General features: G+C 72.5%; 11 protein-coding genes. 6 read left to right on the top strand and 5 right to left on the bottom strand.

Annotated elements, in window-relative coordinates; translation table 11 throughout:
* Nucleotides 1-67 precede the first annotated feature (67 nt).
* From QSK20_RS22940 to QSK20_RS22915, 6 genes are all read left to right on the top strand, one after another.
* A complete protein-coding gene (locus QSK20_RS22940; RefSeq protein ID WP_285790656.1) occupies nucleotides 68-1093 on the top strand; it encodes an aspartate-semialdehyde dehydrogenase in 1026 nt (341 codons plus the stop codon).
* 337 nt (nucleotides 1094-1430) lie between these two features.
* A complete protein-coding gene (locus QSK20_RS22935; RefSeq protein WP_285790655.1) occupies nucleotides 1431-1871 on the top strand; it encodes a PPOX class F420-dependent oxidoreductase in 441 nt (146 codons plus the stop codon).
* Between the two features lie 100 nt (nucleotides 1872-1971).
* Nucleotides 1972-2388, top strand: coding sequence for a CBS domain-containing protein (locus tag QSK20_RS22930; protein WP_088982448.1), 417 nt, complete (start codon nucleotides 1972-1974; stop codon nucleotides 2386-2388).
* Nucleotides 2389-2603: 215 nt separating this feature from the next.
* Nucleotides 2604-2975: an SCP2 sterol-binding domain-containing protein gene (locus QSK20_RS22925; RefSeq protein ID WP_285790654.1), complete on the top strand. Its 372-nt coding sequence runs from the start codon at nucleotides 2604-2606 to the stop codon at nucleotides 2973-2975.
* Nucleotides 2975-5032, top strand: coding sequence for an amylo-alpha-1,6-glucosidase (locus QSK20_RS22920; protein ID WP_285790653.1), 2058 nt, complete (start codon nucleotides 2975-2977; stop codon nucleotides 5030-5032). Before QSK20_RS22925 ends, QSK20_RS22920 begins: the two co-directional genes overlap by 1 nt.
* Nucleotides 5033-5090: 58 nt before the next feature.
* The gene (locus QSK20_RS22915) at nucleotides 5091-5837 is read left to right on the top strand and encodes a lysophospholipid acyltransferase family protein (protein ID WP_285790652.1); all 747 of its coding nucleotides are present in this window, start codon (nucleotides 5091-5093) and stop codon (nucleotides 5835-5837) included.
* Nucleotides 5838-5855: 18 nt separating this feature from the next.
* Here QSK20_RS22915 and QSK20_RS22910 read toward each other — a convergent pair whose 3' ends face one another.
* From QSK20_RS22910 to QSK20_RS22890, 5 genes are all read right to left on the bottom strand, one after another.
* Nucleotides 5856-9170 (bottom strand): NACHT domain-containing protein, encoded by a 3315-nt coding sequence (locus QSK20_RS22910; protein ID WP_285790651.1) that lies wholly within the window; start codon nucleotides 9168-9170, stop codon nucleotides 5856-5858.
* A 98-nt stretch (nucleotides 9171-9268) separates the two neighbouring features.
* Nucleotides 9269-9991: a hypothetical protein gene (locus QSK20_RS22905; protein WP_285790650.1), complete on the bottom strand. Its 723-nt coding sequence runs from the start codon at nucleotides 9989-9991 to the stop codon at nucleotides 9269-9271.
* An 81-nt stretch (nucleotides 9992-10072) separates the two neighbouring features.
* Nucleotides 10073-10783, bottom strand: a complete 711-nt coding sequence (locus tag QSK20_RS22900) for a response regulator (RefSeq protein WP_285790649.1) — start codon at nucleotides 10781-10783, stop codon at nucleotides 10073-10075.
* Nucleotides 10753-11952, bottom strand: coding sequence for a hypothetical protein (locus tag QSK20_RS22895; protein WP_285790648.1), 1200 nt, complete (start codon nucleotides 11950-11952; stop codon nucleotides 10753-10755). The genes QSK20_RS22900 and QSK20_RS22895 overlap by 31 nt, the downstream gene beginning before the upstream one ends.
* Entirely contained in the window at nucleotides 11942-13171 is a 1230-nt protein-coding gene (locus QSK20_RS22890; RefSeq protein WP_285790647.1) for a sensor histidine kinase, read from the bottom strand. The genes QSK20_RS22895 and QSK20_RS22890 overlap by 11 nt, the downstream gene beginning before the upstream one ends.
* Nucleotides 13172-13174 lie beyond the last annotated feature (3 nt).

The raw sequence follows: 13174 nt of genomic DNA, 5'->3' as shown, positions 1-13174 counted from the left end.
TCGTCCGGGGTCCGGGCCGTGGGAAAGCGTTCCCGGTCCGGGCCCCGGCCTGGGTAGCCTCGCGGACATGAGGATCGGCATTGTGGGCGCCACCGGCCAGGTCGGTGGCGTCATGCGGCAGGTGTTGGCGGAACGGCGTTTCCCGGTGGACGAGCTGCGGCTCTTCGGCTCCGCCCGGTCGGCGGGGCGGACCCTGCCGTGGGGCGACGGCGAGATCACCGTGGAGGACGCGACCACCGCCGACTACCGGGGGCTGGACGTCGCGCTCTTCTCGGCCGGCAAGGGCACCTCGAAGGAACTCGCCCCCCGGGTCGCCGAGGCCGGCGCCGTGGTGATCGACAACTCCTCGGCGTACCGGATGGACCCGGACGTCCCGCTGGTCGTGGCCGAGGTCAACCCGCACGCCGCCGCCGTCCGCCCGAAGGGCATCATCGCCAACCCCAACTGCACCACGATGGCTGCGATGCCGGTGCTGCGTCCGCTGCACGCCGAAGCCGGTCTGGTCAGCCTGATCGTCGCCACCTACCAGGCGGTCTCCGGCGCGGGCCTGGCCGGCGTGGCGGAGCTGGACGAGCAGGTCCGCAAGGTGGCCGGCGAGGCGACCGGGCTGACCTACGACGGCAGCGCCGTGGACTTCCCCGCGCCGCGCGCCTTCGCCGACACGATCGCCTTCAACGTGCTCCCGCTCGCCGGGTCGCTCGTCGACGACGGGTCCGGCGAGACCGACGAGGAGCAGAAGCTGCGCAACGAGAGCCGCAAGATCCTTGAGATCCCGGGTCTGAAGGTCGCCGGCACCTGCGTCCGGGTGCCCGTATTCACCGGCCACTCGTTGCAGGTCCACGCGCGCTTCGCCCGGCCGATCACCCCGCAGCGTGCCCGGGAGCTGCTCGCCGACGCCCCGGGGGTGGCGCTCGCCGACGTGCCGACCCCGCTGCGGGCCGCCGGTCAGGACCCGACGTACGTGGGCCGGATCCGGGCTGACGAGACCGTCGAGCACGGGCTGTCGTTCTTCTGCTCGAACGACAACCTGCGCAAGGGGGCGGCACTGAACACCGTCCAGATCGCCGAGCTGATCGCCGCCGAGAACCGCTGACCCGTCCGCCGTCACCCGGTCCCGCCGGTCGAGCCGTCCGAGCCTGTCGTTCCTGTCGGTCCTGTCGCGCCGGCCCCGACGGTCGAGCCGACCGGCGCACGTCCGGTCCGCCTCGCACGTGGCCACCCACCGTCGACGGTGGGTGGCCACGCGCGTGTCCGGCACGGCCCAACTCCGGCGGCACACGAGGTCGATCGTGTTGGATGGGGTGCGGTGACCGCGCCTCGGGCGGTTGCAGGGGTCCCCTCCTACGCAGAAAGCGGTAACAGGGGGCCCCTGCTACCGACAAGGGCGGGGTGAAGACCGCAGACGGGCCGACCCGATTTTGGAGGAATCCGTGACGGACGCCGAGCGCGAGGACAAGCTGATCGACACCATCGCCGCCCACTCACAGGGGGTGCTGGCCACGATCCGGCGGGACGGCAGTCCCCAGCAGTCCACCGTGGTCTACAGCTTCGACCGGGCGGAGCGGCTGATCCGCGTCTCGGTGACCGGCACCCGGGCCAAGACGGCGAACCTGCGTCGCGACCCCCGGGCCAGCTTCCACGTCAGTACCGCGGACGGCTGGACCTACACGGCGGCCCAGGTCCGGGGCGAGTTGACGCCGGTGGCCACCGATCCGCACGACGCGGTGGTCGAGGAACTGGTCGGGCTCTACCGCGCGGTACGCGGCGAACACCCGGACTGGGACGACTACCGGCGGGCGATGGTGCAGCAGGGTCGCATGGTGCTGCGGCTGCGCGTCGAGCGGGTCGTCGGCATCCCCGCCGGGGACTGACCGCAGCGACCGGGGAAGGGGGCGACCCGGGCGTCCCGGCTGGCGTTACCCGGGGAACGGGGCGGGTAGACGGCGGGGCCGACACCGAGAGGGGAGCACCATGACTACCGTCGGAGAATTCATGACGACCCGTCTGGTGACCATGGACGCGAACGACACGCTCACCGCGGCGGCCCAGGAGATGCGGGACAGCGCCATCGGGGACGTGGTGGTGACCGACGGCGACGACGTGGTCGGGATCGTCACAGACCGGGACATCACGGTACGCGGGGTGGCCGCACAGCGGGACCCGGACCGCACCACGCTGCGCCAGATCACCAGCACCGACCTGGTCACGGTCAGCCAGTACGACGACGCGGTGGCCGCCGCCGACCTGATGCGGACGTACGCCGTACGTCGGCTGCCGGTGATGGACGGCGGGCGGCTGATCGGCCTGGTCTCCATCGGTGACCTCGCGGTCGAGCGCGAGCCGCAGTCCGTACTGGCCAACATCAGCGCGGACGACCCGAACAACTGACCGCCGACGGCGGTCGCGCACACGGCGCGCCGGTTCCCGGTCCGGGGCCGGCGCGTCCGCGTGTCCGGGCCGGCTGGCCCGGGTGGCCGGCGGTGCCGCCCGCACAACGTTCACCTGATCCGGGTGAGATTGCCCCGCTCCCCGGCGGGGACCCTGCTCGGGCGGCGGAGCGTCGCCGCTCGAGACCGGACGGGAACGACGGGGAGGAGACGCCGATGGCGGACGCGATCACTCGGTTCTTCGAGGACCTGGATCGGCGGGGATTCGAGCCGCTGCTGGAGAAGGCGTCCGGGACGGTCCGCTTCGATCTGAGCGAGGGTGCCCGGACGACGCACTGGTTGCTCGCCATCGAGCAGGGGCGGCTGCGGGTCGACCAGGAGGACCGGGAGGCGGACACGATCATCGGGACCAACCCGCTCCTGTTCGAGCAGATCGTCACCGGGCGGGAGGACGGGATCGCGGCGCTGTTGCGCGGCGACCTGACCGTCTCCGGTGACCGGCGGCTGTTGGTGCAGGTGGAGCGGATCTTCCCCAGCCCGCCGGGCAGCCGGGGGCCGCAGCGGGTCGGCGCGAGGGAGGCGTCCTGATGGGACAGAGCAACATGATCCGGATCCTCGACGGAAACACCTTCGTGGTCTGCGAGGACACCGGCGACATCGAGGCGACGCCGACCGAGCCGACCGGTCTCTTCTTCAGTGACACGCGGTACCTCTCCACCTGGGTCCTGACGCTCAACGGGGAACGGCTCAACGCGCTCTCCTACGACGACCTCCAGTACTACGAGGCCCGGTTCTTCCTGGTGCCGGGGACGGCCACCCACTACACCGACGCGAAGCTGTCGATCATCCGGGAGCGGGCGGTCGGTGGGAGCTTCCGTGAGGAACTGACCGTCCTCAACCACGACGAGCAGCCGGTGGAACTGGAGATCCGGATCGAGGCGGCCTCGGACTTCGCCGACCTGTTCCAGGTCAAGGACGAGATCCTGAACAAGAAGGGCGAGCTCTACACCGACGTGCAGCCCGACCGGCTCCGGCTGGGCTACCGGCGCGGCAACTTCAACCGGGAGACGGCGATCACGTCGTCCGAGAGCGCCCGGTTCGACGCGCGGGGCCTGACGTACTCGGTGCGGTTGGAACCCAACGAGCAGTGGCGCACCCGGATCGAGGTGCACACGCTCATCCTGGGTCAGGGCGGCCGGGACATACAGTTCGGCGCGCGGGCGCACGGCGAAGACCGGCTCGCGCTCCAGCACGACCTCCAGGAATGGATCGCCCGGGCGCCGAAGGTCAACTGCGAGTGGGAGACGCTCGCCCGGACGTACCAGCGGAGCATCATCGACCTGGCGGCGTTGCGGTTCGTGCCGACCTCCGTGCCCGGCGCGCTCCCCGCCGCCGGCCTGCCCTGGTTCATGACCATGTTCGGCCGGGACAGCATCCTGACCTGCCTCCAGACGCTGCCGTTCACACCGGAGCTGTCCCGGACCACGCTGCGGGTGCTCGGCGCGTTGCAGGGCAGTCGCTTCGACGACTTCCGGGACGAGGACCCCGGTCGGATCCTGCACGAGATGCGGTACGGCGAGACGGCCGCGTTCGAGGAGCAGCCGCACTCGCCCTACTACGGTTCGGTGGACGCCACGCCATTGTTCGTGGTGCTGCTCGACGAGTACGAGCAGTGGACCGGGGACGCCGGCCTGGTCCGGGAACTGGAGCGGGAGAGCCGGGCCGCGCTGCGCTGGATCGACGATTACGCCGACCTGGTCGGTAACGGCTACATCTGGTACGAACGCCGCAACACCGACACCGGCCTGGAGAACCAGTGCTGGAAGGACTCCTGGGACTCCATCTCGTACCGCGACGGCCGGCTGCCCGGCTTCCCCCGGGCCACCTGCGAGGTGCAGGGCTACGCGTACGACGCGAAGATGCGCGCCGCCCGGCTGGCGCGGGAGTTCTGGAACGATCCCGGGTACGCCGACCAGCTGGAGCGGGAAGCCGCCGACCTGAAGGAACGCTTCAACCGCGAATGGTGGGTCGAGGACGGTGAGTACTACGCCATCGCCCTGGACGTGGAGGGCCGGCAGGTCGACACGCTGAGCTCCAACATCGGGCACCTGCTGTGGAGCGGCATCGTCGACACCGACCGCGCCGCGAAGATCGCGGAGCACCTGGTCGGCCCCCGGCTCTTCTCCGGCTGGGGCGTGCGCACCCTCGCCGAGGGGGAGGCACGGTACAACCCGATCGGCTACCACAACGGCACGATCTGGCCGTTCGACAACTCGTTCATCGCCTGGGGTCTGCGCCGGTACGGCTTCGCCGAGGAGGCGGCCCAGGTCGCCGACGGCATCATCGCGGCGTCCGGCTACTTCGACGGGCGACTGCCGGAGGCGTTCGGCGGCTACCACCGGGACCTGACGAAGTTCCCGGTGGAGTACCCGACGGCGTGTTCCCCGCAGGCCTGGTCCACGGGGACGCCACTGTTGCTGATCCGGACGATGCTCGGCATCGAGCCGCACGAGGGGCACCTCGCGGTGGATCCCCGGCTGCCGGTCGGCATGGGCCGTATCGAGGTGCTGGACATCCCCGGTCGGTGGGGCAGGGTGGACGCCTTCGCCCGGGGCCGGCTGAGGGTGGAGCACCACCCCGAGTGAAGCCGCGCGCGTGGTCCGGGCGGGCTTCGGCACACGGCCGGCAGGGTAATGTCACGACATGCCGGAACTCGTGTACCCGCCCGTGATCGCCGCCGCCAAGACGATGTTCCGGGTCCTCGACCTGCGCATCACCGTGGAGGGCGCGCACCACGTGCCACGTACCGGCGGGGCGGTGATGGCCGCCAACCACGTCAGCTACCTCGACTTCATCTTCTGCGGCCTCGGCGCGCAGGAGTCGAAGCGGCTGGTCCGGTTCATGGCCAAGCAGTCGGTCTTCACGCACAAGGTCTCCGGTCCGCTGATGCGGGGCATGCGGCACATCTCGGTGAACCGGGAGGCCGGCGCCGGCTCGTACAACCAGGCGGTCGACGCGCTGCGGCGCGGCGAGGTGGTCGGCGTCTTCCCGGAGGCGACTGTCAGCCGCTCGTTCGTGCTCAAGCAGTTGAAGAGCGGCACCGTCCGGATGGCCAAGGACGCCGGGGTGCCCGTCCTGCCGGTCGCGCTCTGGGGCGGCCAGCGGCTCTGGACCAAGGGTCGCCCCCGTACGCTCACCCGCCGGCACGTGCCGATCACCATCCTGATCGGCGAGCCGCTGGACCCGGCCGACTACGCGTACGCCGGGAAGATGAACGCCGAGCTGAAGTCCCGGCTCGTCGCCCTGGTCGACCGGGCCCAGCGGGAGTACCCGGAGCAGCCGTCCGGCCCGGACGACGCCTGGTGGCTGCCGGCGCACCTGGGCGGCACCGCGCCCACCCCCGAGGAGGCCGACATCCTGGACGGCCGCCGCCCCGCCCCGACCGCCTGATCGCGTTCGCGACCGGTCTCAGTCACGAACGCGAACACCCTCCCGGTTGCGGAACTTCTGATGCGGATACGCGCGGACGGTGAGCCGCGGGTGGCCCTGTAGCGGGCCGAGGTCGAGACCGGGCTCAGCGGGCCCGGCACCGTGCAGGTGCACCTCCCGGAGTCGGGGCATCGAGGCGAGCGGCGTCAGATCCGTCAGCCCGGGGCAGTTCCGCACATCGAGTGTGGCCAGGGTGGCGTGGTCGGCCAGTGGCGAGAGGTCGAGCGGACCCTGGAACGAATCGAGGTCGAGGTGCCGAAGCGGGAGGACGGCCACTGCGGCCAGACCGAGCCGCGACCCGCCGAACCGCATCATCACCAGTTCTTCTAGGTGCGGGTGGGCGCTGGCGATGTGGTCCAGCGTCTGAGGATCGGCGCAGTCGTTGAGGGTGAGCGCGGTCAACGGTGGGAGGTACTGGAGGAAATCGACGTCTCGTATGGGGCGCCGATGTCCCGTGGCGTTCAGGAAGAGTTTGGTCAGCTGCGGCAGATTGGTCAGCGGGACCCAACTATTCGGCTGATCCAGGCCGCGCAGGTCCAGAGTGACCAGCTCCGGAAGACGGACCAGCCAGGAGAGGTCGCATCCACCACCCGACGTTGCACGGAGTCTCAGTACGAGGTGTCGGAGCTTGGTGAAAGTGTCCGGCAGGGTTCGTGGCACCACCGGCGAGAGTATGGCCAGGTTCTCCAGATCGGGATGAGCGTGAAAGAAACTGCTGAGATCGGGCGGGGTGCCCACGCGGCTGCCCACCCTTATGCCTTTCAGCGCGGGCAGGCTGCCGAGGGTGGCCGGGGAGGGCGCGGTGTCGAAGCGGACGCCGTAGAGATGTCGTAGGCGGTGCGTCATGGGGGCTGTCCAGTCGTTGACCAACAGCCACCCCCCGTCCAGGGGTGAGTCGGCGAGGACGCGCTGACCGTACTCGTCGGGATCGAAGTGGTCGGCCGCCCGGACCAGGGCGTCGACGACCGGTCGGCGGGGGTCGACGCCGTACCGGGCGAGCGTTGCCAACGCCCTGGGGCCGCCCACGAAGGCGGCGGTGGAGACGACCGCCGCCGCGACCCCGGGGGTGAGACCGGTGAGATCCTCGGGGAAGAACTCAAGGACACGCTCGCCAGCCAGGGCGAGAGAACGAGCTTCCACCCCGCTGCGCGGCGGCACCAGAGCCGACAGGCTGCCGTCGATGCGGTCCTGGATCGCCGGGCTCAGCCCGGGGGCCGTCTCCACGCAGGCCGCCGCGAGCAGCCGTAGCCAGCGCTGCTTCCGGCCGGACGCGGAATCGGCCCGGTCGAGGAGCCCGTGGATCAGTCGCTGCCGGTACTCGCTGTTGGCCAGACCGGCGGTCATGATGACGGTCTCCCGCCAGATGTCCCGCCCGGCCAGCTCCAGCAGCGGGTCGATGTAGTTCTCCTCGGCGATCTCCTTCGCCGCCAGGTACTCCTGGAACGTCCGGTGCACGAAGGAGATCCGGTCCTCGGTCACGTCCTTGAGCACCCCGCTGCGGTCCAGCAGGTGCTCGAACACGTCGGCCGGTTCGGCGGTGACCTTCGGCATGGTGCGGAGCTTCCGGGCGACGTGGTCGCGGGCCTGCCCGGTGTCCAGCTCCGAGCGGTTGCTGATCGCCAGCCGCCAGGCCAGGTCCTGAAGCAGCACCCGGGCGTGCTGCGCGCCGAGCCCCACCCGCCGGTACGCCGGCACGTTCCGCGCGGTGTCACGGCGTTCCAGCAGCATGTCCAGCGCGGCCTGGTAGAGGCTGATGCGGTCGTGCGGCAGGTCGTCGCCCCGGTCGAGGTTCAACGCGCAGAGCATCGCGCACATCAGCGGGTTGGTCGCCAGCCCGCGCAGGTGCCGGTTGGCGTCCAGTCGGGTGAGCAACCGGCGTTCGTACCGGGGTAGCTCGGCTGCCTGGCACGGCAGGTGGCGGGCCCCGCTGATCGCCTGGTGCCAGCGGCGGACGAAGACCGTGATGTCGGCCGGCGTCATCTGCTCCAGCATCAGTGCGGTGAAGTCGTCGTTGGCCAGCCAGCGCGCCGACGCCGCCGTGGGCCGGGAGGTCACTACCACGACGACTCCCGGGTATCGGTGCAGGATCCGCCGCAGCCAGTCCCGGACGGCGGCCCGCTGGCCGCTCACCAACTCGTCGACGCCGTCGATGAGAAGTAGGGCACGGCCCTCGTCGAAGATCCGTTCGACCCAGCCGGGCGGTGCCTCCGTCGCGAACTGGGCCATGTCGTCGCCGAGCTGCGGGCCGACCGCCGGCAGTGGACGATCGGCGTAACTGCGGAGTTTCACCAGGAACGGCACGCGCGTGTTCCACTCCTGGAGCTCGTTGCCGAAGTCGTGGCGGGCCGCGTTGATCGCCAACCAGCGCAGCAGGGTGCTCTTACCCGACCCGGCCTCGCCCCGCAGGAGGACCCGTCGGTGCTGACCGAGCGCCCCTTCCACCCGCAGGCCGAGCTGCTCGTCCCCGACCAGGTTCTTGTCGGACGCGCCGTCGGTCAGCCGGCCAAAGGCACCCCGGGAGTACAGACGGGCCTCGTGGGCCCGGCGCCGTCCGCCGCCGGAGCCGGTGACGCTGAGACTGAGGTACGCGATGCTGAGCGTCGTTTCCGGGGTGAAGTTGTGCACGTCCACCCCGAAGAGTTCGAGCTGGTCGTGGTGCGTGGAGACGAACTGTAGATAGCGCTGCTCGAAGGAGCCGTCGTCGCCCGCGTCGGCGCTCGGGGGAGCGGGCAGCCGGGCCAGCACCTCGGCCAGGTCGGCGGAGAGCCGGGAGAAGCGGGCGAGGATCTCCTGGCTGGCCCGGTTGGTGAACTCCGGCAGGTGCCGGACCAGCTCGACGTGGCAGCGTACGCAGTCGGCCAGCAGGCGTTCGCCGAGCCGGGTGGCCGCCTCGCCCAGCCCGGCCCGCTCGGCGGCGGCGGTGTAGGCGGGCTGGAGCGCCCGGGTGAGCCGGACCGGGTCGGCGTCGGCGGCGAAGAGCTGCTCGTCGGACGCCACGCCGTCGGTGACCACCCGCCCGACCGTGTCCAGGGTGGCCGCCACCTCGTGTTCGGGCAGGTTGCCGTACTCGGTCTCGAAGGTCTGCTCGATGCGTTCGGTGACCTCGGTGACCAGGCTCCGGACCTGCGCCTCGGCCTTGCGGCGCACGATCCGGTCCTGGAACGTCGTGGCGATCAGCTCCGAGAGGTCGAGGCTGCGGGCGTCCCGGGCCTGGCGGTGTCCCAGCCACTGGCCGACGGCACGGGTCACCACCGCCTTCGCCAACCCGGTCGCGGCGGTCTCGATCAGCGGCATACGACGCTCCCCGTCCATGGGCCGGCCCCGGGCCATGCCACCGGGTTGAGGAGCCTAGGGGACGGCCGGCGACTCGTCCACAGTGGCCTGCGGAGTCGTCAGCAGGCCGAGCCGGGGCGGTCGGCGGTCGACCGGCGCGGTGGGCGGCGCAGCCGGGACGAACCGGGGTGGTAGTAGTCGTCCCGGCTGAGGAACTCCACCGGCAGCGACCCGGGCAGGGTGACCCGCGTGCCGCGCACCACCGAGCCGGTGCCCGCCCGGCGCAGCAGGACGTCCCGCTCGGCCACCGACAGTTCCACAAGTGTCGGGTTGGCCAGCCGGAACGCGGCCACCGCCCGCCGGACCAGCCGGGCCAGCGTGGCGATCTCCCGGGCCGGGCCGCCGAGGGCGAGCGCCGGCTGCGCGATGGTCCGCAGTGCGTCGCAGACGACCAGCAGGTCGGCGGTGCCGTCCGGGGCGGTCGGGCGCAACTCCAGCCGGGACGGCCACTGCCAGCGGATCTGCCCGCTGGCCGGGCGGACCGTCCGCCGCCGGTGCCGGGGGCCCGCGTCGACCGGGGCGAGGGCCAGGTCACCGCAGACGTGCACGATCCGCCGGTCGGTGACGGTCACCGTGGCGGCCGGGGCGAGCGACCACTGCCGCCGGTCGAGAGCCGGGCCGAGCAGGTGGCCCGCGACGGTCAGCCGGTGCCGCGCGAGCACCCGCTCACCCGGCTCGGGGACCGGTTCGTGGTGTCGGTCCAGCACCGGCTGGTCGGCGGTCCCGGTGGCGTCGAACCGGTGCGGTGCGATGAAGAACGGGGAAGCGTCGTCGGATGTCATCTCGGCCTCCCGGCGGCGACGGCATGCGGGCGGTCTGCCGTCGAGCCTTCCCGGGCAGGTGGGCCGGTGTCATGACACCCGTTAGGGGGTCGGCCGGTCGGACGACGCGTACGACTGGTAGACGCCGATCTCCTCCGGACGGATCAGGCCGTCCTCGATCGCCCGGGCGAGCAGCGCCGACTTGGTGGCGGCCGGGCGTCCGGCCCGGGTGTACTTGATCCGCGCCCGGTCGACGTACTGCTTGACGGTGTGTTCGCTGATCCGCATCCGGCGGGCCACCGACGCCTTCGACATCGACTGGAACCAGAGCAGCAGCGCCTCCCGTTCCTTGTCGGAGAGGGCCGGCCGGTCCGGGCGGGCGTCGCCGACCAGCGCGCCGGCCAGCGCCGGCGGCACGTACGGCCGGTCGTCCGCCGCCGCCAGCAACGTGGCCACGCAGTGCTCCCGTCCCTCGTGCTTGGCGAGGAAGGCCACCGCCCCGGCGTCCAGCACGGCGAGGATCGTCGTCGGATCGGTGTGCTCGGAGTAGACCACCACCCGCCGTCCCGCCGCGCTCAGCCCGGCGACGCCGTCCACCGCCATCCGGCCGTGCAGCCGCAGGTCGAGCAGGACCACGTCGGCGTCCGGGGCGTCACGCAGCACGGCGTCGGGATCGTCCCCGGTGGCCACCACGGTGAGCCGGGGCTCGACGGCGAGCCACGACCGGATCCCCTCGACCACCACAGGATGGTCGTCGACGATCGCCACGCGCACCGGCCTGTTCACCGGGCCGGCCACCGGGTCCGTGTCCATCCGACCTCCCCGTCGCGTTCGTGTTCGTACCCGACCGTGTCGTCCGTCCAGCCGGACGTGACGTTCTCCAGGATGCCCCGATCCGGTGCGATCAAGCCGATCTCCACGCCGTCCGGTCCGGCCACGACGGTGAGCCGGGCCCGCTCCCGCGCGCCGGCCAGGCCGGCGGCGAGCGGCTCGACCAGCTGGCGGCGCACCGGCACCGGCAACGGTGGCGGGGACCCCACGACGACCAGGTCCACCACGACCCCCCGTCGTTCGGCCAGGTCCGCGCTGGCCCGCAACTCGTGCAGCAGCGGGTCGGGCACGTCGTCGGACTCGGCGATCAGCCGGCGTAGCCGGGCGGCGGCGAGGGCGCAGCGCCGCTGCACCGCCGGGTCGCCCGGGTCGGCCCGGCCGGCGGCCAGGTCGGCGAGGATCTCTCCGGCTGCGGCGTCGACCAGGGCCAACCGTTCCCGCCGTTCCCGTTGGGCGTGCGCGGCGGCGAGCCGCTGGGCGGTCACGGCAGCACCGGCCGAGGCAGCGTGGGCCCGTTCGGCGGCGAGCGTGGTGAGGGTCGCCGCGCCGACGGCGAGCGCCAGCGGCAGCACCGCCACGCCGTAGACGTACATCGCGTACCGGCTCAGGTCGGCGGCGTCCGCGCCGGCGGTGAGGACCGCGACCAGCGCGATCACCGCCCCGGCGGCGATGGTGGCGACCAGTTGCCGCAGGGGCCGTCCCCAGAGGAACAGCACCGCGAACCAGCCGACCGTGCCCCAGCCCCAGTTCGCCGAGGCGAACAGGAACGCCTCGCCGCTGGCCGGGAAGACCGCCGCGTCGACCACCAACAGTCCCACCACCAGCGGCCAGGCGGGCAGCGGCGCGTCGCGCAGCAGCCGCCACGAGGCGAAGGCCCCGGCCAGTGCCACCGCCAGCCAGCCGCCGCCGACCACCCACGGCCACCGCAGGTCCGACCAGTTCATTCCGACGGCGGGCAGGCTGATCAGCAGGTGCCAGCCGTACGCGATGACCACCGCCGCGATCCGGGCTCCCCGGTCGGAGGCGCTGGCCACCGCACCGGCCGTCCCGCCGGCCGGCGGCGGAACGCGCTGGGGCGGAGCGACGGTCGACGGCTCCAGGGTCGAGGTCGGCGGTACCGGAGAAGCGGAGGCCGGCGGTTCAGTGCGCATGCGGCCACTCCAGCCGGATCCGGGTGCCCCGTCCGGGAGCCGAGTCGACCACCGCCCGTCCGCCCACCGACGCCATCCGACCCCGGATCGACTCGCGCAGCCCGTACCGGTGGGCCGGGACCCGGGCCGGGTCGAAACCCGGTCCGTCGTCGACCACCTCGACCACGACGGTGCCGGCGGGCCCGGACAGGCGCAGCCGCACCGCCGCGCCCGGTGCGTGCCGCAGCACGTTGGCCAGGGCGGCGGCGGTGCTCTCCGTGACTGCGGCGGCCACCGCCGCCGGTGCCGTGACTCCCGGCGCGAGGTCCACGACCGTCGGCAGTTCCGGGAGACGAGCGGCCACCTCGCGCAGCCGCCCGTCCAGCGCCGGGTGGGTCGCTTCGCCCCGGTCGGTCGCGTCGACGTCCACGTCCGCCGCGCTCCGGGCGGCGGCGAGGGTACGCAGGTCCGCGGCGGCCCGTGCGCGCAGCAGCGGGGAGTCGGCGCGAACCGCGCCCAGACCCACCATGGTCAGCGTGGAGAGCACCGTGTCGTGCAGGTCCCGGTTCTGCCGTCGCTCGGTCTCCCGTGCGGTCCGGGCGATGACCGCCTCCCGCAGGACGCGCTGCCGCTCGGCGAACGCCGTGTCGGCCCGGCGGCTGCTGGCGCGCAGCACCACGGCGAGCGCGGTGCCCGACGCGGTCTGCACCACGAGGGTGGTGGCGTGCGCGACGGCCTCCACGTCGTCGCCGGCACGATGCGCCCCGAGGGCGTACGCGGCGGCGACCAGCAGCCCGGCGGGCACCGCCCAGTGGGGACGCAGCGCGAGCTGGGCGATGATCACCGAGGTGCTGGCGAGGATCGCCACCCAGCTCACCTCACCGGGAAGCACCTCGGCGGCGACCAGGCGAGGGATGAACAGGCAGGTGACCACGGTCAACGCCACGTCCACGCCGATCAACCCGGGGGTGAGCCCGGACCGGGTCCCCGACCGGGCGAACCAGACCGACCAGCCGGTGAGGACGAGGACCGCGACAGCCAGCGGCACCGGTTCGACCGGTGGGGTGCGGACCGCCAGGGCGGCGACCGCCCCGGCGAGGCCGCAGGTCAGCCGGAGCATGATCGGCAGGGTGGTGGAGACCCGGTTCAGCGCCTCGCCGGCCGGGCTGGCCGGCACCGGGGCGTCGGCGGGAGGGTCCGGTGCATCCACCGGCGAGGACGGGGCGACGACGGCCGGCATCAG

Origin of the sequence: Micromonospora sp. NBRC 101691 (assembly GCF_030269285.1) — a bacterium.
In the GTDB taxonomy this organism is placed as follows: domain Bacteria; phylum Actinomycetota; class Actinomycetes; order Mycobacteriales; family Micromonosporaceae; genus Micromonospora; species Micromonospora echinospora.
The sequence above is the reverse complement of the archived record's forward strand: the minus strand, read 5'-3'. Positions and strand labels throughout refer to the sequence as shown.